The organism is Austwickia chelonae NBRC 105200 (genome assembly GCF_000298175.1).
Taxonomy (GTDB): Bacteria; Actinomycetota; Actinomycetes; order Actinomycetales; family Dermatophilaceae; genus Austwickia; species Austwickia chelonae.
The window spans coordinates 32616-52892 of the sequence record NZ_BAGZ01000020.1; the positions used below are offsets into that span (position 1 = coordinate 32616).

The 20277-nt window shown below is 67.2% G+C and carries 17 protein-coding genes; 6 read left to right on the forward strand and 11 right to left on the reverse strand.

Annotated features, from left to right (window positions below; all coding sequences use genetic code 11):
• Positions 1 to 31: 31 nt before the first annotated feature.
• Positions 32 to 1525: a hypothetical protein gene (locus AUCHE_RS13690; RefSeq protein WP_040322638.1), complete on the reverse strand. Its 1494-nt coding sequence runs from the start codon at positions 1523 to 1525 to the stop codon at positions 32 to 34.
• A gap of 270 nt (positions 1526 to 1795) precedes the next feature.
• Between AUCHE_RS13690 and dhaK the strand changes: the two genes are divergently transcribed.
• From dhaK to dhaM, 3 genes are read left to right on the forward strand one after another with little or no spacing between them, the layout of a single operon-like run.
• Positions 1796 to 2797, forward strand: a complete 1002-nt coding sequence (gene dhaK / locus AUCHE_RS13695; RefSeq protein WP_006503917.1) for a dihydroxyacetone kinase subunit DhaK — start codon at positions 1796 to 1798, stop codon at positions 2795 to 2797.
• Positions 2797 to 3429 carry a dihydroxyacetone kinase subunit DhaL gene (gene dhaL, locus AUCHE_RS13700; RefSeq protein ID WP_006503918.1) on the forward strand — a complete coding sequence of 211 codons (633 nt, stop codon included), beginning with the start codon at positions 2797 to 2799 and terminating at the stop codon, positions 3427 to 3429. The genes dhaK and dhaL overlap by 1 nt, the downstream gene beginning before the upstream one ends.
• Positions 3426 to 4190: a dihydroxyacetone kinase phosphoryl donor subunit DhaM gene (dhaM, locus tag AUCHE_RS13705; RefSeq protein WP_006503919.1), complete on the forward strand. Its 765-nt coding sequence runs from the start codon at positions 3426 to 3428 to the stop codon at positions 4188 to 4190. The genes dhaL and dhaM overlap by 4 nt, the downstream gene beginning before the upstream one ends.
• Before the next feature lie 126 nt (positions 4191 to 4316).
• Here dhaM and AUCHE_RS13710 read toward each other — a convergent pair whose 3' ends face one another.
• Positions 4317 to 5825: a hypothetical protein gene (locus AUCHE_RS13710; protein ID WP_006503920.1), complete on the reverse strand. Its 1509-nt coding sequence runs from the start codon at positions 5823 to 5825 to the stop codon at positions 4317 to 4319.
• Between the two features lie 154 nt (positions 5826 to 5979).
• A complete protein-coding gene (locus AUCHE_RS13715) occupies positions 5980 to 7275 on the reverse strand; it encodes an acetyl-CoA hydrolase/transferase family protein (protein ID WP_006503921.1) in 1296 nt (431 codons plus the stop codon).
• Between the two features lie 319 nt (positions 7276 to 7594).
• On the opposite strand from AUCHE_RS13715, the gene AUCHE_RS13720 reads away from it, so the two are divergent.
• Complete coding sequence (locus AUCHE_RS13720) at positions 7595 to 8047, forward strand: pyridoxamine 5'-phosphate oxidase family protein (RefSeq protein WP_006503922.1); 453 nt, start codon at positions 7595 to 7597, stop codon at positions 8045 to 8047.
• Between the two features lie 82 nt (positions 8048 to 8129).
• Here the strand turns inward: AUCHE_RS13720 and AUCHE_RS13725 are convergent, their stop codons facing one another.
• The 6 genes from AUCHE_RS13725 to AUCHE_RS13750 all read right to left on the reverse strand — a co-directional run bounded on the left by AUCHE_RS13725 (position 8130) and on the right by AUCHE_RS13750 (position 16252).
• Positions 8130 to 9206, reverse strand: coding sequence for a hypothetical protein (locus AUCHE_RS13725; RefSeq protein WP_006503923.1), 1077 nt, complete (start codon positions 9204 to 9206; stop codon positions 8130 to 8132).
• Positions 9207 to 9402: 196 nt separating this feature from the next.
• Positions 9403 to 10479, reverse strand: a complete 1077-nt coding sequence (locus AUCHE_RS13730) for a hypothetical protein (RefSeq protein WP_006503924.1) — start codon at positions 10477 to 10479, stop codon at positions 9403 to 9405.
• A 156-nt stretch (positions 10480 to 10635) separates the two neighbouring features.
• Positions 10636 to 11427 (reverse strand): hypothetical protein, encoded by a 792-nt coding sequence (locus AUCHE_RS13735; RefSeq protein WP_006503925.1) that lies wholly within the window; start codon positions 11425 to 11427, stop codon positions 10636 to 10638.
• Positions 11428 to 11490: 63 nt separating this feature from the next.
• On the reverse strand, positions 11491 to 12321 hold the full coding sequence (locus AUCHE_RS13740) for an ABC transporter permease (RefSeq protein ID WP_006503926.1): 831 nt from the start codon (positions 12319 to 12321) through the stop codon (positions 11491 to 11493).
• Positions 12318 to 15269, reverse strand: a complete 2952-nt coding sequence (locus AUCHE_RS13745; RefSeq protein WP_006503927.1) for an alpha/beta fold hydrolase — start codon at positions 15267 to 15269, stop codon at positions 12318 to 12320. The genes AUCHE_RS13740 and AUCHE_RS13745 overlap by 4 nt, the downstream gene beginning before the upstream one ends.
• 95 nt (positions 15270 to 15364) lie before the next feature.
• Positions 15365 to 16252, reverse strand: coding sequence for a D-hexose-6-phosphate mutarotase (locus tag AUCHE_RS13750; protein WP_006503928.1), 888 nt, complete (start codon positions 16250 to 16252; stop codon positions 15365 to 15367).
• Between the two features lie 240 nt (positions 16253 to 16492).
• Here AUCHE_RS13750 and AUCHE_RS13755 point away from each other — a divergent pair, with 240 nt between their 5' ends.
• Entirely contained in the window at positions 16493 to 17476 is a 984-nt protein-coding gene (locus AUCHE_RS13755; protein WP_006503929.1) for a 1-phosphofructokinase family hexose kinase, read from the forward strand.
• On the opposite strand, the gene AUCHE_RS13760 is transcribed toward AUCHE_RS13755, so the two are convergent.
• A complete protein-coding gene (locus AUCHE_RS13760; RefSeq protein ID WP_006503930.1) occupies positions 17460 to 18278 on the reverse strand; it encodes an HAD hydrolase family protein in 819 nt (272 codons plus the stop codon). The two genes, AUCHE_RS13755 and AUCHE_RS13760, sit on opposite strands and share 17 nt — an antisense overlap.
• Before the next feature lie 110 nt (positions 18279 to 18388).
• Positions 18389 to 19177, reverse strand: coding sequence for an inositol monophosphatase family protein (locus AUCHE_RS13765; protein ID WP_006503931.1), 789 nt, complete (start codon positions 19175 to 19177; stop codon positions 18389 to 18391).
• A gap of 128 nt (positions 19178 to 19305) precedes the next feature.
• Between AUCHE_RS13765 and AUCHE_RS13770 the strand changes: the two genes are divergently transcribed.
• Positions 19306 to 20277 (forward strand): HAMP domain-containing protein (locus AUCHE_RS13770; RefSeq protein WP_040322643.1); only part of this gene is annotated, 972 nt, incomplete at its 3' end.

Consider the following 20277-nt stretch of genomic DNA (forward strand, 5'->3'; position numbering starts at 1 on the left):
ACCCCCTTTTTTGCATATGATCTTTTTGTTGTCAGCTGTGCCTTTCCCGGCCGTTGTCGACAAGTGCTTTCTTCGCCAACGGCCCCCCGGACAGCACCTGGGCATGCGCGGCACTCGTCCCGAAGGTCCGGTCGTCGTCGACCAAGGTCACCCAGGCATCGAAAGAATTCACCGCCTGGGGATGGCTCAAGTTCAGCTGATAAGTGAAACTGCACCGCCACTCCGCCCCCATGGTGAGCACGGGCGGGATATCTTCACAGCGCCCACCGGTCACCCGAGCAGCAGTCTCCAAGCCGGAAGCATGCACCCTCCCCGGCTCCGGAGAAACCCCGCGGGCGACCATCGTCACCAGAGCACTCCGGTCACCCTGATGCTCGACCTGCAAGGTGACCTCGGCCAACGGATAGACATCCCGGAAAGTCGTCGAAGCCTTCGCCGCGACCACCTCCCCGTCCGTCGTCGCCACCGACGCCTCGAAGGCGACCGAGCTCCGCGGCTTGCCCTTCAGCGCCTCCTTGGTCGTATACCTGCAGACCAGGCTCTTCCCCGGCGACACCACCGGACCACCCTGGCAGGAAGAGAGCGGAACCGCGCCCTCAGGTGTGCTCACCCGGGACACCGTCACCGGAGACGTGCTCACATTCGTGGCCGTCAAGGTCAACTTGGCCTGCTCACCGGTCTCGGCCAGATCCTTCTGATCGACCGCCAACGTCGCCTTCAGCTTCGGCGCCGGTTTCGTGCTGCGCCAGGTCACCGCGAACGCCGTGCTCACCGTCAGCCCGTCGTCATCGGCCACCGTCGCCGTCACCACGTCCTTCAGCGAATCACCCGGGGCGACCTTCACCGAAGAAACCCACGAATCCTCACACGACCAGGGCATCGTGCCGCGGGAAACGATCTTCGCATTCTTCTTGTCCATCAGATCGCCCAACACCTCACTGCTCAAACTGACCAGGTTCGAGATCTCCGGGATGCGGCGAAAGTAATTGGGGATGCGGCAATAACCCACACCCTGATCGGGGTCCACGGCATCGCTGATCGCCTGCATGATGAACAGCTGCTCCGGCGGGTCGTTCACCACCGACACGCGATGGGTGTCCTTACGGACATGCAAGGCACCGTCAGGGGACTTCATGGTCACCGACAACGTCGAATCCCAATTCTTCGGATACGGGACCCCGTCCATGGAATGAGGGAAGAGGAACCGGCAGCTCTCCCCAGCCTCCACAGGAGAGCAACCGGAGTACTCGACATCCAGCTTCTGACCGTCGAGGGACGCCGCGACGGGCACCAGTCGGACCGCGCCGTCATTACGGACATCGACCATCTGATAGGTGCCCCAAGTGGTGAATTCATGGATCTCCTTGGGGGCACTCCAGGACAAGGAGAAGGACGCCGACCCGGCGGGGGGCGGCGAGGCCGCCGATGCCGAAGGCGCTGCAGCTGCCACTGCCATCAACACGCCCAGGAAGAAAGCCAGGAAGGAAACAGGAACAAGGGTCGACTGACGCGAAGAATTGGTCATGGCTACCTAGCGAAATGAGGTGGATGACGCAAATATGCGAAATGACTATTTCAGGGTGCCACTCCGACAAGCCGATGGGAATACCCCTGGGGTGCAATCCGGGAGCAAGCACATTCCGGAGCCGGCGCGGGACATGTCAGACATCGGGGCGGCCCCGGAAGGCGCCAGGCGCGAAAACTGTCGGAAATGTGCAGCACCGTCGCCGAGAACTGCACGAACGTGCATTCCTCAGCTCTTCCGATGGGCAGCGCACGGTGATGGGATAGGCCCATGAAGAAGCTGATCAACGACCCCGCCTCGGTCGTGGCCGACGCCCTGCGCGGAATGGAACACGCGCACGGCGACCGGCTCCGCATCGACCACGCACAGCGCATCGTGTACCGCAAGGAAGCACCCCGCCCCGGAAAGGTCGGACTGATCTCCGGCGGAGGCAGCGGCCACGAACCGATGCACGGCGGGTTCGTCGGACTCGGCATGCTCGACGCAGCTTGCGCCGGAGAGGTCTTCACCTCACCGGTACCCGACCAGATGATGGCCGCCACCCACGGCGTCGACGCCGGCGCAGGCGTCCTGCACATCGTGAAGAACTACACCGGCGACATCATGAACTTCGAAATGGCCGCCGAAATGGCCGAAGCCGAACACGGCTGTCGCGTCGTCTCCGTGGTCACCGACGACGACGTCGCCGTCAAGGACTCCCTCTACACCGCCGGACGACGCGGAGTCGGCGTCACCGTCCTCGTCGAGAAGATCGTCGGCGCCGCCGCCGAAGCAGGCCGCGACCTCGACGCCTGCGCCGAACTCGCCCGCACCGTCAACGCCCAAGGCCGCTCCATGGGCATGGCACTCACCTCCTGCACCGTCCCCGCCGCCGGAAAAGCCACCTTCGAACTCGCCGAGGACGAGATGGAGATCGGCGTCGGCATCCACGGCGAACCAGGCCGAGAACGAACCAAACTCGGGACAGCACGGGAGATCGCCGAACGACTCGTCGAACCCGTCCTGGCCGACCTCGACTTCACCGGCGCCCCCGCCATCGTGATGATGAACGGCATGGGCGGCACCCCCCTGCTCGAGCTGTACGTCATGTACGCCGAAGTCGCCCGGATCCTCGAAGGCAAAGGCATCACCGTCGCCCGCAACCTCGTCGGCAACTACATCACCAGCCTGGAGATGGCCGGCTGCTCGGTGACCGTCCTCAAAGCCGACGACGACATCCTCACCCTCTGGGACGCCCCGGTGAACACCCCCGGCCTGCGATGGGGATGCTGATGACCGACAGCGCACTCACCCTCCAGAATGCCCACGCCTGGATGGTCGCCTTCGCCGAGGCCGTCCACACCGACGCCGACCTGCTCACCGACCTCGACCGACAGATCGGCGACGCCGACCACGGATCGAACATGGACCGCGGCATGCAAGCCGTCACCGCACTCGACCACGACAGCTTCGCCGACACCCCCGCCTACCTGAAGAAAGCCGGCATGACCCTGGTCAGCACGGTCGGCGGAGCCAGCGGACCCCTCTACGGCACCTTCTTCATGCGCTTCGCCGGCGCGCTGGGCGACGAGAGCCGACCCGACACCGACCGCTTCGCCGCCGCCCTCCAAGCCGGAGTCGACGGAGTCATCGCCCGCGGCAAAGCCGAACCCGGCGACAAGACGATGATCGACGCCCTCGCCCCCGCCGTCGAGGCCTTCGCGAAAGCCTCGACCGACGGACTGGCCGCCGCCCTCACCGCAGCCGCCGACGCCGCCGCCCAGGGACGGGACGCCACCACCCCCCTCGTCGCACGCAAAGGACGCGCCAGCTACCTCGGCGAACGCAGCGCAGGACACCAGGACCCGGGAGCGACGTCCACCGCGATGCTCCTGGCCGCAGCGGCGAAGGCCTTCAGCGCATGATCGGCATCGTCGTCGTCTCGCACAGCCATGCCCTCGCCACCGCTGCGCTGACCTTGGCCTCCGAGATGGTCCCCGCCGAAGGTGGACCGAAGATCGCGCTCGCCGCAGGACTGGACGAGAAGACCTTCGGTACCGACGCGGCCCGGGTCGCCGATGCCTTGGCCGAGGCCGACTCGCCCGACGGGGTCCTGGTTCTCCTCGACCTCGGGTCGGCGTTGCTCTCCGCCGAGATGGCCCTGGAGTTCGTCGAACCGGAGCTGGCCGAGCGGGTCGTCCTGAGTTCGGCGCCACTGGTGGAAGGGCTGGTGGCTGCCGCGGCCAGCGCGGCCACCGGGGCCGACCTGTCGACGGTCCGACGCGAGGCCGAGAGTGCACTGCGGGCCAAGTCCGACCATCTGGGGCAGTCGGTAGACGGTGCTGCCGCCGGGGAGGACCGGACCACAGGTGACGGTGTGAGCGGTGGAGACACCGGCTCTGCCGGGAGCGCACCGGAGCTGGCCGAGCGGACCGTGGTGCTCACCGACCCCGCCGGGATGCATGCCCGTCCGGCAGGTCTGGTGGTCGCTGCGGCGGCACGCTTCGACGCCCGGGTCGTGCTCGTCGCCCAGAGCGGACAGGAAGGGGACGCTGCGAGCATCCTCGGTCTGCTCGGATTGGGTGCGCGTCATGGTGAGCGGGTCGTGGTGCGGGCCAGCGGTGCTCAAGCGGTCGAAGCGGTCGAAGCGGTGGCCGCCGTGCTGGAGGCCGGACCCGCCGACTGATCTCGTGCGCTGTGCTCCGCTCGTCGTATCGCGCGTGTGGAGACGCACTGCCAGCACCTTTCCTCGACTGGGCCCTCGGATGAATACGGGCAGCAGTTGCGGAAAGGTGCTGGCAGTAGCGGTGCGTCAGGAGGAGATGACGCGGGCAGTGGCGGTGCGGGTGACGCGGTTGCCCTCGTCGTCCTTGATCACCACGGTGACCGAGACATCCTGGGACTCACGGGGTTTTGCTGTCGGTTGCATGACGACCCGGCAGACCTGGGCGCGTCCGGCGGGCAAGGTCGCCCCAGGGGTGCAGGTGTGACTCGTCAGTTTGGCCGTCGTCGACGGGGTGATGGACTCGATCACGCCAGGTTCGGCCGAACTGCCCAGTACGGTCACCGGAATCGCAACGGTGCTGCCGACCTTCGCCGACCCGGGGGCATCAAGGGTGATCCCGGCGTCCGGGAGGACATCGGTGAAGGTGTGTGTCACTGCGGCCTTTCCGGAAGCATCGCTGTATCCGTCGGAGGCCTTCACGGACACCTCGCGCACCACTGTGGACCCGGGTTTCCCGGACAGGGGTTTCGCTGCGGTGAAGGTGCAGGTGTAGGTGCCGCCTGGCGGTATCGGTCGCAGCCAGGGGCAGGAAGTGTCCGGTGGTTGCCCGGCCGCGAGAAGGTTCCGTCCTTCCGCGAGGAGCGTCTGCAAGGTCAACGGGTGGGAGCCGGTATTGGTGACGGTCGCGGCATATCGGGCGATGCCACCTGTTTCGGGAAGGGACGGGTCTGCGGTGGCAAGACTCAGCCGCAACGAAGCGCTGTCGACCACCGTCCACGTCAGCTCGCTGACCCGGTCCGTCGTGTTGCCCTCGTCGTCGGCGAAGATCATCGTCACCGTGTCGTGGATCTCCCCGGGGGTCGTGGCGACCTCGGCTGCGTACCAGACCTCTGGGAAGTATTCCGGATGTCGGATGACCTTGGGATTCTTCGGGTCCAATATGTTGCCCAGGCGGGCGCTGTGGATTGAGATGATCGTGGTGGGTTCATGCTCAATCCTGCTGATGACGTACATCATGCCGTAGCCGGGACGCTGTCCGACGGCGAACTTCTCTGGATGGTGGGGGATCATGAAGCGGTTTGCGTACGGCGGATCGTCCACCGCGACGACCCGCACACTCGCAGAACGGGTCAGGCTGGTGCCCTCAGATGTGCGTGCGGAGACAGCTGCTACGGCCGTGCGGCGCATCGGATAATCGACCCCGTCGAAACTGACCTTGATCACCAAGGTGAGGGTGTAGCCCGGGTCGAGCGACGGGAAATCGTTGTGCGAGGCGGTCTTGGTCGCAACATCCGTGCCGAACGAGTCCGTTCGGGCCGTGACATCCTTGCCGTCGAGGACGACCGAGGTCACCGAGAGTGGAACCGTGCCGTCATTGGTGAGGACGATGAACTGACCGTACGGCCCCGCTCTGTACTCGTGCGCGGTGATCTCCGGGCCGTACATCCAGTGCAGCCGGAACGAGGGGCCTTGCACCGGCGCTGTCGGTGGGGTGGCCTGTGCGGGCATCGTGGTGATCATCAGGCTGAACACCAGGGTGATGGTCAGGCAGACGGCAGCGAAGAGATTCCTCAACGGAAACAACGCGGGTTTCATGGCACACCTCTGTGACATAGCCGGATGACCTCTCCAGCCTGCCCCCACTGCCCGGAAGACGCACCTTGAAAAAGATGAAATCTTCTGTGCATCAACACTTTCGGCCTATCGGGGCGGCTGAACCAGGTATGACCCCGCAGCGACCCCGAGCTGCTCAGAGCAGCTTCATCTGCTGGGCCTGCTCGGTCAGCTCGTCCCGGAAATTCGGGTGAGCGATCCCGATCAACGCCCGCGCCCGCTCCCGGTTGCTCCGCCCCCGCAACTGAGCGACCCCGTACTCGGTCACCACGAAATTGATGTCGTTCTTGCTGGTCGACACGTGGGTACCCGGCGTCAACATCGGTACGATCCGGCTGATCGAATCCCCCTTCGCCGTCGACGGCAGGACGATGAACGACTTCCCGCCCCGGGAACGATTCGCCGCGCGGACGAAGTCCGACTGACCGCCGGTACCCGAATAGGGCACCGGCCCTAAGGATTCCGAACCGCACTGCCCCAGGAAATCGATCTGCATCGTGGCATTGATGGTGTGCAGACTGTCGTGCCGCCCCACCAGATACGGGTCGTTGGTGATATCGACCGGGCACATCTGCACCGCCGGATTCCGGTCGAGGAAGTCGTACAGGCGGCGCGACCCCAAGGCGAAAGTGGCCTTCATATGCCCACGGTCGATGTTCTTCGCCGCATTGGTCACCGCCCCCGACTCCACCAGCGTCAGGATGCCGTCACCGATCATCTCCGTGTGGATGCCCAGGTCACGACGGTCGGTGAGCTGCATGACCACGGCGTCGGGGATCGCACCGTACCCGATCTGCACCGTGGCCCCGTCCGGGATCATGTCGGCCACATAGCCGCCGATCGCCTTCTGCACCGGGCCGATCCGCGGCAGACCCACCTCGCTGAGCGGACGGTCGTCCTCCACGACAGCCGTGACCTGGTCGATGTGCACATGGCACTGGCCGTACGTATAGGGAACATTCGGGTTGACCTCGAGCACCACCGTCCGGGCCCGCTCGAGGGCCGCCATGGTGTAGTCGGGCGCCAGGCCGAGGGAGAAATAGCCGTGATGGTCCATCGGTGAGGCCAGGGCGACCACCACGTCCACCGGGAAGAAACCCTCCCGGAACAAGGAGGGCATCTCACTGAAATAACTGGGCCGGTAGTCGATCCAACCGGCCTGGCCACCTGCCCGGGAAGACGCCCCGAAGAAGAACGACGTGTGCCGGACATGCTCCTGGGTGTCGGGGTCGAGATAGCCGAAGGGGCGTATCGGCAGGATCTGGCTGACGGTCACTCCCCGTTTCTCCCGGCGTCGATCCGAGAGCGCGTCCAGAACGGCGGGAGGCTCACCGACCCCGGTGGGGGCCACCACCGTGTCACCGTCACCGATCAGGTCGATGACGTCGTGGGCTGGGCGGAGCTTGGCGGCATAGCGATCCTGCGCGGTCATGTCACGTCCTCGTGGCTCGGGGATGTCCCGTCTCCAGGCTATCGACGGCGTCGTGGGTGTGGGGGCGAGTGGGAGAGCTCCGGGGAAACGGTGCGACGGGATGCGCGCGGAGCCGATGAGTGGGATCCGGTGGGCCGGCGACGGAAACCGGCCGGCGAGGAGTTCTCCGTCGATCGGGAAATATTGCTCTGTCTAGCTTTCGACCAAGAGAAGACAAGAAAGAAGTAGTCCGGATGTCGTACGGGCGCAAAGCAGCCCGGTCTCCCTAAGCTGATCCTGGAGCGCACCGCCCGGTGCGCGGGCATGAGGGGAGGCGCCGATGACACCGACTGCCGACAGCGGCCCTGAAGGAGTACGCCCCGGCACCCACCTCGACGAGAAGGATTGCCTGGACATCCTCCGCCGACTCGAGTTCGGCCGACTCGCCTACCAACTGGACGGGCGGATCGAGCTGGTCCCGGTGAACTATGCCGTCCACCGCGACGAAATCGTCTTCCGCACGGCAGAAGGCAGCAAACTCGCCGGAGTACTCACCGGCGACGAAGTGGTCTTCGAAGTGGACGACATCACCGACGAACGCGCCACCAGCGTCATCGTCCGGGCGATCCCACGCGCACTACCCCACGACGAAGCACGCTGGTCGGACCAGATGCGGCTACGTCCCTGGGTGGTCTCCGAGAAGGACCACGTCATCGGGCTCACCCCGACCCTGGTCAGCGGACGCAGCTTCACCCTGGCCAGGCCGTGGCGGTCGATGCGGCCCCGCCCCTGACCACGCACCGCCGCCGACCCCGAGCACACCGGGAAACCCCGGGACGCCTCCGCACACCCCGGAGAATCAGCGGCTCAGGAGGTCAGCGACCCAGCAGGTCGTCCCACCAGGTGTTCGCCTTGTGACCTGCCCCGGAGGCCGCGCTCTTCTCCGCGGCCCTGGCCTCCCCCCGATGGTCGCGTTCGCGGCGGCCGGTCCGGGAACGTTGGACCGTCTCCGCCCGCATCACCCCGAAACGGCGCGCCTGCTCCTGGAGATGCTGGCTCATATGCCCCTGCTGTTCGGCCCAGGGATTGTCGGTCGCCACCGCAGGCGGCGGGATCGGCGTGATCACCTCACCCTGCTTGAGCGCAGCCGTCTCTCCCACGGCCCGTAGATCGACGACATAGGACGACGGGGACCCGGCGGCATGCTCGCCGTAGGTGTACTCGGCGTACATCGACCCGTCGGAGCCGCGGAAGGAGACCCCGGTGTAGACCGGCTCGGGGACATCCTCCTCGTTCTGCGCCGGGGCATCCTCCGCCGGAACGGCAGCGACCGCTTCCGCCGGAGAATTCCGCTCGGCGGCGGGAACCTCGTCGGCCGCGGCCTCGGGCGGCGAAGCCTCGGCGGGCGGCTCCTCGACCGACCGGAGCCTCGACTCCGAGCCGTCCGTCCCGGACTCGGTGACCACCTCCTGCGGGGCGGTGAACGGCTGCCGGTAGTCGGTGACCTCCAGGTAGCCGTTGTCGGCGCGCACCCAGTCCCGGGAGATCGCCGTATGGGCGATGCTGATCTCCCAGTCGGGCAGCGACAGCAGGTCTTCCTCGGTGAGGCGGCTCCCCGCCATGAGGGTCGCCGCCAGGTACAGGCTGCCCCCGTTCTCCCGGGCGACCCGCACTGCATTCCGCAGGTCGCCGTTCTGCGCCTCGGTCATCCGACACAGGTCCACCCGACGCTTGGCCAGCGGTGACAGCCGCTGCACCGCGCACATCACCTCAGGGGTGCGGGCGGCATGGACGTGCAACATCAACGCCAGTTCCCCGGCGATGTCACCGTCGGACTCGACCCGCCACAGGATCCCGGGCGGCCCGTCGAGCCCCGGATGGGTGCCGGGTGCCCCGGTGTCGGTGGCCCCGACGCGGGGTGGCGGGACGATGTCGCCACTGGACAGCTGCAATCTCAGGAGATGCCACGCATATCCGCTGGCCTCATGAAGAAGTGCTATCCACCGTGGCTGAATTCCCACGTCCGATCGGCTCTTGGTGCCTATCAGAATGCTGGCTGTGACCGCGCTCATCGTCGCCTCCCCCGTCACCGGTCGGCGTTTTACGCCGTCCTTTCGAGGATAACGGGATATCGACGGAAAGAAAGGCTTACTTATTCCTGTCGGACGGGAACCATTCTTGGACGGTCGTCACAATTGCCAGTTCGAAATCGTCGTCATTGTGCGCACCTCTGATCCAATTGACAAAGGACCCCCCTTCCACGACCCGATCCAATTCGTTTCGGCACTGATCGGTTTCGGTGACGGCCCGGAGAAGCAACTCTTCGGCTTCCTCGACGGTGCGATAGAAGAAGGGGTAGTCGGCCGGGACGAGCGCGTGGGCCCACGCCCGATCGGGCAGGATCCCCACCGCTCCGGCCAGCATGGCCTCGACGTACTCCAGCCCGTAGGACTCCTCGTCCGCGGTGGCCAGGAAGGCGGTGGTGCGGGCCAGGGCGTCCCAATAGGCCTCCCGGGTGGCGGTCAACGGCCCCACCCAGGCGTACTCCTTCGTGGACAGGGACATCGCGATATCGCTGACCAGATGGGATTCGTGCAGCCGGGCCTCCACCTTGATCGGGGTGCGCCGCGCGACCCGGTCGACGATCTCGGTGAAGAGACGAGGCTGTTTCCGCGCATCCATGGCAATGGCCGGGTAGAGGACGAGGGGGATCTCCGGGTCAGCCCGGGGGCGGACGCGTTCGACGTTGATCCCCAGGTTCGCCCACGAGATCCGGGCTTTTTCCGCCAGTGGCTGGACGGTCCATCTGTGGACCACCTCCCGGACTTCCTCAGCGGTCCGGGACGAATTGCAGAAGGTGGGGAACATGGCATAGGACAAGCCCATTGCGGCGAAATTGACCCGGTGGTGGTAGACGGAAGGATTTTTCCACTCGAAATTCATCAACAGCGGTTCGGCGCCCGAACTGTGCAAGGTCTGCCAGACAGCCACGGAGTCGATGACGTCCATATTGATGACGAGGGTGTCCCGGGCGTCGAGGAAACTCAACGGCATCACCGTGAAACCATGTCCCCGCCTGTCCTGGGAGCCGACCAGGATCGGATCGGGGAAGAGCCGCAGGAGTCGACGTACCAGGCTGATCCCGGCCGAGTGACCGACGATGCCGCCGCGTTCGTCGACGACCGGCAACTGATCGAATGCCCCGTACTTCACCGCGACTCGCATGGTGAGCCTCCTGCCGTGGGTCTCCCGGCCGGCGCTGCGGCCGCTCTCCTCCATAGGTACCACCGCTGACCCGCGGACCGGTACCGCTTCAGGAGGTGAGTTCCCGCACGGGAGAACTAGATCCGGAGAACTTCCGGCAGTCCGGGGTGGGGCGGGTCAGTGGTGGACGAGCAGCCTCCTCGTGCCCCACACCGCCATGACCATCCCGGCCACGGCCACCGGCATCAACCCCGACCGCATCTGCTCACCCATCAACAGCATCCCGAAGATACTCGGCACGATCGTCGCCACCAGATAGTCACTGCCCAAGGCCGCGACCGACGCACCGAAGGACAGGCCCCGGGTCAACGCCCACTGCCCGACCACCATGCTCAACGGCATCATCATCACCAACGCCCAGGTGATCCCGGACCAGTCCCAGAAACGCAGCAGGTCCTGCCACGGAGCATCGGTGCCCACCAGGAAACGCGCCGAGATCGCACCCACCCCGAAGGACGTCCCCGAGCACGCCCCGGACAACGCCGACGTCCGGGCGAAAGGCACCAGACAGGCCACGAGAGCCAACAGACCCAGCGAGATCACGACGTCACTGGGCTCCGGGGGACGAGTGGTCCCCGGAACGACCGCCACCGCGACCGCGATCACCCCCAGGACGACCGCGCCCACGCTGAACGCCTCGGTGGGGCGCATACGCCGCACCCCCGTCACATGCTCCAGGAAAGCCGTGACCGCCAACCCACCGGCGATCGCCGACTGCACCAGCAGCAGCGGCATCACCGTCCTGGCCATCACGGAAGCACCGAAACCGACACCTTGCAGAGCCGTCCCGATCCACCACAGCTTGGAGTGCAGGGCGCTCCCGCTCTCCCGGGAACCTGCTGCGAGAACCAGACCTGACCAACCGTAAGCGGCGACAGCCGCGAAAAGAGCGCATATGGCGACGAACACGAGATCCTTCTCAAAGGCGTCGAGCAGGCAGGCGAAAACGCCGAACGATGCATCCTGCGGGGTTCAGGACAAGACATCCTTACGTCGGAACAAGATATATGCCGTCGCGACCGTAGCAAGGAAATATACCGACGACCACAGCGCCCCACGCTGGATGTCAACCCATGAGATGTCACTGCTGAAAGCCTGGAACCACGTGCGCGAATACGCCATGGGCAGAGCATGACGTAGGTCCCCCAAGGCATCTATCGTCTGCAGGATCGACGAGACGATCGTCACCAGGACCGCCCCGCCGGCCGCCGCCAACGGCGAGTCCGTACGCGTCCCGATCAGGAAAGCGATACCGCACACCTGCAGAAGAGAGACCGCGATACAAGCCGCACCCAGCAACAACCTCGGCAGGAACTCCGACCACCCCAACGTGAACCCACCGGTCGCCGTGTACGGGGCCCAGCCGTAGGCCACCCCGCCGACCACCACCGCCGAGACCACCAGCACGACCACCGCCGCCACCATCGACCCCACCGCGACCGCCAACTTCGCCGTCAACAACCGCGCCCGAGGCACCGGAGCCGCCAACAGATAACGCAACGACGACCACGACGCCTCCGACGGCAGGGTGTCCCCGGCGAACAAGGCCGCCACCACGATCAACAGGAAATCGGCCGCGGCGAAGACCGTGAAGATCGTGAAATTCGCCGACCCCTGCTGCGCCAGATCCACCAGACGGGCAGCAGACCCGCCCGACCGGTCACGCTCCCCGAAGGAGAAGGCCACCACCAGGACCACCGGAAGCGCCACCAACAAGGCGTAGGACCACACCGTGCGGCGCCGACGCAACTGCCTGCGCAACTCGACATGCCACGCCAACGGGCGGCGGGAAAAAGTACTCATCGTGGCCTTATCTGACGTGCCGACTCGACATCCTCCGCAGCGATCACCCCGAGGAAGACCTCCTCCAGATGACGGCGGGCCCCCACCGAAAGAATCCGCCCACCGGCAGCCGACACCGCCGCGACCACGTCCGGACGGGACAGCCCCGCACGGACCACCAACCGCGGAGTCCCCTCCCCGAGATCGACCTCGACGGCATCCACCTCCGCCAGCCCACGCAGCGACGACGCCACCCGCTCGGCCTCCACCGCGTCGGCGGACAGCTCCACCACGGTCGTCTCCGCACTGTCCACCAGATCCGGCACCGCCCCCGTCAACACCACCCGCCCCCGATGCATGACCACCACGTGCGAACACGTCATCTCCACCTCGGACAGCAGATGACTGGACACCACGACCGTGCGCCCCGTCTCGGCATAACGCCGCAACACCGGACGCATCGCAGCGATCTGCGGCGGATCCAACCCGTTCGTCGGCTCGTCCAACAACAACACCTCAGGCATCCCCAACATGGCCTGGGCGATCCCGAGCCGCTGCCTCATCCCCTGGCTGTAGGACTTCACCGGGCGGTCCAAGGCGCCACCGAGCGCGGCGACCTCCAAAGCCTCCTCGAAACAGGCCTCCGAACGGGGACGGCCCGTCGCATCCCAGTAGGCCTCCAGATTCGCCCGCCCCGACAGATGCGGCAGGAAACCAGGACCCTCGATGAGCGCACCGATCCCGGCCAACGCCGGCGACCCGGCATGAACCGGACGACCGTGGACGTGGACATCCCCCGAATCCGGGGTGATCAGACCGACGATCATCCGGATCGTGGTCGTCTTCCCGGCACCGTTCGGGCCGAGGAGACCCACCACCTGCCCGCGACCGGCCTGCCAGGACACGTCGTCGACCGCACGATGCCCGTCGGCATAGGTCTTCACCAGACCCGACACCGACAACGGCACCTCGGCCAGATCCTCCCGCGTATGTGCCGCATCACCACTCCGCCGGCGGAAGACGAACACCGCCGCAACGGCCCCGACCACCACCGACAGCACACCCAGGGCGATCAACAACCCGACGACCTCACCGTCCCAGCTCTCCTCGGCGGAGACCACCGTCGGCAAGGTCGGGACGGACAAGGCGTCGTCGGCCAGCGCCACCGTGTACGAACGGACATCGGTCGGAGTCGCGAACGCCGAATCCGAGGAGGAGACCAACACCCGCCAGGTCGTGCCCTGGTCGAAGGCGTACGTCCCCGCGGGCAGGGCGACCTCCACGGTCGTCGGAGTGCCCGGCGTGGTCCGCACCCGCACCGGAGCCACCGTCTGCTTCGCCGGCGAAGGCGACCCCGAGACGACCTTCCACAACGACACGAACAGCGTCGCATCGGCCGCCGTCGAGGTGACCTTCAACCGGACCCGCGGCGACCCGACGACGGTGGCCGGAGAAGACACCGGACCGGTGTCGAAGGCCAGATGCTGCCCGGGCAAGGCGGCCAGCCGGTAGCCCGCGGCGGACATCGCATCCCGAGCCGGCCCCCCGGCGCCGGGGACCGAGGACACCGCGGAAGGATCACCGCCGGGCGGGGAGAGGATCGCCCCGGACCGTCCTGCATCGGTGAAGGGCACCCGCATCGTCTCCGTACGAGTACGGTCGCCCACCCCCGGATAGGACGCCGCAGAGGCCTGCTTGTCCGGGGCGCCACGTTTCCCGGCCTTCACCGGGTAGGTGAAACCCGGCCCCGGCAGCGGACGGGCGGCCCGCTCCTGCGCGGAACCATCACCCTTCAGGTAGGTGTCGAACCAGGGCAGATAGGTGCTGTCAGCGGGCGGGACCCTGCCGCCGTCGTGCCCCCCGGAGATCCACTGCACGGCGACCGGAGCACCCCCGGCGGAGATCTGTCGGGCATTGGCATCGGCGGCATCCAACCCGAACAGCGAGTCGTTCACCCCCTGCACCAGCAGCGTCGGCACGGTGACCTGGTCGTTCGTACGGGCCGGGCTGCGGCGGCGTAGTTCGGCGACCATCTCCTCCGACGGGGTGCCGCTCTGTGCCGTCTCCAGGAAGAGACGGCACACCGCCGGGTCGAAACGCCCGCACAGGCTCGCCCCGGCGGCCGGCGAGGTCGGCTGGGCGCCGTCGGAGGCCTCCGGAGGCGGCGGGACCGTGGACGCGACATCGCCGTCGCCGTCACCGGGCACCGACAGGCCGCGACTGCGACCGAGCCCGGCGGAGAAGAAGAGCGACGCCCAACGGCGTTTGAAGACACCGGCCCCGCCCGGGGCATCGGCCCGCCCCGCGTCCACCGCGGCAGCCGAACCCGGCAGGTCGGCGGCGACACTGCTGGGGAAGAAGGCGTCGGCGAGATCGTTCCAGGTGACCCCGGCGGCCAGGGCGTCGATCCGCCGGTCGAGAGCCCCACCGATCAAGGTGGCCGCGCCGCCGTAGGAGCTACCGGCCATACCGACCCGGGGATCGCCCTCACCGTCCGACTGCACGTCCTCGCGGGACGCCAGGAGATCGACCAGCCGGGACACGTCCTTCCCGTCGACCTGCGGATCCTGCAGGTGGATACGGCCCTCGGAACGTCCGAAACCCCGGGCGGAGTAGGCGAGCACGACATAGCCGCGCCCGGCCAGCTCCCGGGCGTCCCGGTCGAGGTCCTTCCAGGACCCGCCGAATCCGTGGGCGAGGATCACCGCAGGTCGACGCCCCTGATCGGGGGCCGCGTAGATCGCCCCGTCCAGGGTGACGGGCGTCCCGTCGGCTTCGGGCTCGACGGCCACCGTGACTGGTTGCGGGCTCCCGGCGAACTCCTGACGGAGCAGCCCCGAAGGCAGCGCCGACACGGGCGGGGACGCCGACAGGGCCAGCGCCGCCGCCGCGACCACAGCGGTGGCCGCGCGCGCACAACGGGTACGACGGGAACGGCGGAAGAGCCCGCCCCGGTGGGGAACCGTCATCATCACCTCGTCACATGTGTGTCGACGGACACCCTACGGGCGCAAGCTATGTGTCGGCTCCGCGAAGAACGAGGGATATCTGTGGAAGTGCCGACTCACACCGTCCGGGCGTCGAGAGCGACCGTCTGCCGAAGGGTGTGCGACTCGCCCGGCGCGAGGGTCAGCGCCGTCCGTGCCACATTGGCGGCCTCCACACACACCATCCGCTGCCACTCGTCGTCGTCGAGATCCGTCAACGTCGCAGCCTTCGCCTGCCACGGATTCCACAACACCGTCGACCCGGAGTTCTCCTTCGTCAACAGCAGGGTCCGCCCGGCGGCCTCGTCCACGACCCGCACCTCACCCTGATGGGCGTAGATCCGGTCGGTCTCCCGGGCGAAGGACACCGGCCCGTACTGAGCGTTGACCGCCCGCCCGCCGGGGGCCTTGTCGGCATAACGACAACCGTCGAAACCGTCGACCTTCACCCGGGTGATGTCGTCCACGGCGAGATAGGTGTGCAGAGCGACCTCCAGAGGCAGCTCCGCCGGGCCGGCCGTGACCGTCAGCCGCAGATCGAGGACCTCCCCGAAGGAGACCTCGTACCGGGCGCGACAACCCAGGGGGAACTCCTCCCGGGACCCGTCGCTGTCCAGAGTGAGCACGAGTGTCACCGCGCCCTGCTCTTCCCGGGCCTCGGTGAGCGTCCACCGGCTGATCCGGAAGATGCCGTGAGCGGGTTCCTTCGCGTTCCCCGGGCCGCGCCCGAACCACGGCCCGCACAGCGGGACACCGCCACGGATCGCTGTTCCTGCCGCGAAACGGGCCTTCCGGGAGAGGAAGAGCACCGGGTCGGCGCCGCTGGGAGCCCACCCGGTCACCGTGGCGCCGTCCAGGTAGATCTCTCCCGTGCAGGACGACGTCCGCACCCGCAGGCAGGGCAGCCCGCCGTCGCCGTCGGCCGGGGTCACGGACTCGGGGAGGGGCAAGGTCGTGGGAACCATGAGTCGACGGTAACCGTTGTGCGAGGCGAATCGCGGTAACCGGGAAGATGATCAGAGTGTCCTGACCGGGTGCGGGTCTCCTTTCCCGCTACATCGGAGAAATCCTCCGGGTCCGGTCGGACCGGACAGACGTCCAGTTGGTCCGTCATCGTAGAATCCTGAGGACGTACTGCATTCGCTCGGGCGTGAAACGCAGAACAAGCTGGTGCCCGGCAGAGCCGCCGAAAACGGGGAGACCCCATGATCCTGACCGTCACGCCCAATGCGGCGTTGGACATCTCCTACGAGGTCGACACGCTCAGGCCGGGTGAGGTCCATCGGGTCGGCGAAGTACGCTCCCGAGCCGGCGGCAAAGGCGTCAATGTCACCTCGATCCTGATGGCGATGGGATATCCCACCCTGGCCACCGGATTCGCGGGCGGGCCCTCCGGGCAGACCCTGCTGGCCGATCTCACCGACCGTGGTGTCCCGCACCTGTTCACCGACGTCATCGGCCCGTCCCGGCGCATCGTCTCCGTCCACGACGCCACCGGGGCGGTCACCAAGTTCAACGAACCCGGACCGAAACTTCCGCTGTCCTCCTGGGAACAGCTCCGCACCGCGCTGGAACCCCTCGTCGCCGGACCGGCCACCGCGCTCGTCTTCTCCGGGAAACTCCCCGCCGGCTCCCGCCCCGGATCCTCCGCGAAGATCCTCGACCTCGCCCGCGACCACGGCGTGCCCACCGTCGTCGACGCCGCAGGGCTGGCCCTCGACGAAGCCCTGCGCAGCGAACCCACCGTCGTCAAACCCAACCGGTGGGAACTGCAGGACTTCTTCCCCGAGTGCGGGCTGATGGAAGGCGCCCGGCGGCTGCGCGAACGCGGCGCGAAGAACGTCATCATCACCCTCGGCGACCAAGGACTGCTGCTGCTGCCCGCCACCGGTCCGGCCCTGCACGCCTATCTCACCGAACGACAGCACGGAGACTCCACCGGGGCCGGTGACGCGCTCGCCGCCGCCGTGGCCACCGGCATCGGGGAAGAACCCTGGGACGTCCTCGTCCGACGGGCCGTGGCCTGGTCGGGTGCCTCGGTGCGGCAGCCGTTGACCGGTCTGGTCGACCCGCAGGACGTCCAGGCGTTGGAAGGCCTGGTCGTCGTGGAGGAGGTCGACGCCGACACCGAACTGGAGCTCGCCCCGGCGACCGACCCTCTCCGGGACGGACTCACCCGGCCGCGATGACCCCCAGCCCGGCCAGGTGGTCGATCGCGGTCGCCAGGTCGGGGCAGTCGAAACGACGCCGGTCCGTTCCGGTCGGGTCCAACAGGGTCGACCGCAGCGGGGCCATCGCCATCGCGACGCCCGCCTTGCTCAGCATGCCCAGGTCGTTCTCCCCGTCGCCCATCGCGACGACCTGGTCCCATCCGATGCCCAGGTGCTCGGTCAGGATGTCGCCGCCCTTGGTCGCCGCAGCCTCGGCCCGGACGATGTCGAAATACCCCGGGTAGGACTGCACGACAGCCAGATCCCGTTGGGCGTCGATACGTTCGAGGACCTGACGCTGACGGCGGGACAGCGGGAAGGCCAACATCTTCACGATGTCGTCCCGGTCGGTGAAAGAGCCCACCGTGGCCTGGGCCCCCACGTAATGGGACTCCGCGGTCACCCGTTCGTTGACCGACTCCACGATCCAGGAACCGTCGGTGTACGCCCACAGCTCCATATCGGCCTCGGCCGTCTGCTCCGCGATCCAGGAGACCGTCTCCGGGCTGATCGACCGGTTCGCCAAGGTCGACCAACCGTCGTCGGTGCGCGCCTGCACGAGAGACCCACTGCACGGCGCGACCAAGGAGATCTGCCGGAACTCGTCGGCCGACCCGTGCAAGGACTCCGTATTACGCCCGGAACACAAGGCCACGACCAGCCCCGCGTCGTGCAGGGCCTCGATCAGGCGGGCTGCGGAAGGTTTCCACCCGCTCTCGTCGCGCAGCGTTCCGTCGACATCCAACATGGCCAGTCGGAGCGTCTTCAGGGCGTCGTTCATCGTCATTCCTCCCCTCGGGGACATCGACGGCCCCCGAAGAAATCGCAGCTGACTGGCCGACCACGGCCAGAACGGACAACGGACGTGCACCGGTGTGCACGCCGACAGGGTCACGGCATCAAATGCCTGACCCGGGGGAAGACCACATCCCAGACCTGCGGGGACGCCGCCACCAGCAGCCCCCCGGGACGGTATTCACCCGGACGGTAACCGGAACCGTCCGGTCTGCGCACGACACCGCCCGTCTCCTCCAGGAACAAGGAGCCCGGGGCGTGATCCCACGGGAAGGTGTTCGTGTAGAGGATCGCCTGCGCCCGCCCGGTGACCACCCACGGATAGTCCACCCCGCAACACCAGGCCGACGGGTCGAGCCGCAGATCGCCGTGCACCCCCTCATGGGTGGGGCGGCTGGTCAACACCCGCAAGGACGCCGGATCGACGTCCTCGCCCGGCCACGCCGAGCCGAGACGGACCCCGTCGGCGAAAGCACCGGCACCCCGCTCGGCGACATAGGCGTGCCCCAGCTCCGGCTGCCAGATCCAGGCACGCACCGTCTCCCCACGCCTCAGCTCGGACACCATGACCGCGTGTTCGGCGCGACCATGGACGAAATTCTTCGTTCCGTCGACCGGGTCGACCGTGTACGCGTGATCGGCGGTCGCGAGCCGACCGAGCAGGCCGTCATCGGCGCTCGTCGCCTCCTCCCCGACGACCAGGACGGACGGATCGTCGGCCAGCAGCGCCTCCGTGATGAGGACCTCGGCCTCCCGATCGGCGACGGTGACCAGGTCACCAGGCTTCTTCTCCATCACCTCACCACCGGCCAACGCCCGGAAACGCGGGGTGATGACCTGAGCGGCGACATCCTGCATGAGCTCGAGTACGGCCTGAGTGTCCACGTATCTCACCGTCTCACATCCGCTGCCCAGGGCCGCCATCCGCGTCCGGGACCCGGCCGCCGGAAGACCACCGGCGATATTTCCCACAAAGGCGTCATCTTCCCCGCGGAGACGCCGATGAAGCAGATGTGCCAACCCAGGATCAGACACGTCGGACCCCCTCCACCACAGCCGATTCCGCGTTCTCAGGGGGCGGCCGTTCCTTCGGCATGGGCCTGCGCCTGGGGATCACCTTCCTCGTCGTCGCCCTCATGTCGGCCGTGGTCGCCCTCACCGCGATCATCCAAGTACGCGGCCTCGCCGACGTCCGACAACGTGAACTCAACGTGTCCGTCCCCTACGTGGCAGCCCTCCAATCGGCAGCCCTCGACGCCAAAGCCGCAGCCACCGACGAACGCGGCTACCTGATCAGCGGCGACAAGAAATTCCGCGAGGAAGTCGACACCCGCTGGAAAGGCATCGACAACTCCCTGACCGAAGCCGAAAAACTCGGCAACCCCACGCAGAAAGCCCAGGTGCAGAAGATCCGCACCGAGATGACCGCCTGGATCACCGCAGTACGTGCCGAACTCGAACTGTTCACCACCGACCGGACGAAAGCCGTCGAACTCGCCTTCGGCCCCAACCGCGACCTCCGCAAGACCTACGAAGGCAATCTCAACAAAGCCATCAACGCCGGGATGACCTCGATCAGCGCCGGTGAAGAATTCCAGGCCGACGTCCGCCGATCCCAATGGACCGTCCTCGGCCTGGCCGCAGCCGCCCTCATCGTCGCCGGCCTGCTCGCCTGGCGACTCACCGCACGGGTCCTCGCACCCATCCGCGCCCAGGTCGACGGACTCCAGAATGTCGCCCACGGCGACCTCACCGTCCGGGTCCCAGAACGCGGACGCGACGAATTCACCCTCATGGCGTCGGCCTTCAACGAAGCCATGGGCCGGTTGAGCGGTGCGCTCGCCGAGGTCTCCCAGACCGCTTCACGGGTGACCGGGTCGGCCGACGACTTGCTGTCGAAGGCTTCCAACGGGGCCGAATCGGCGTCGAATTCGGCCACCGAAGCCGCAGATGCTTCCCAGCAGGTCGGGGAGGTCTCCGAGAGC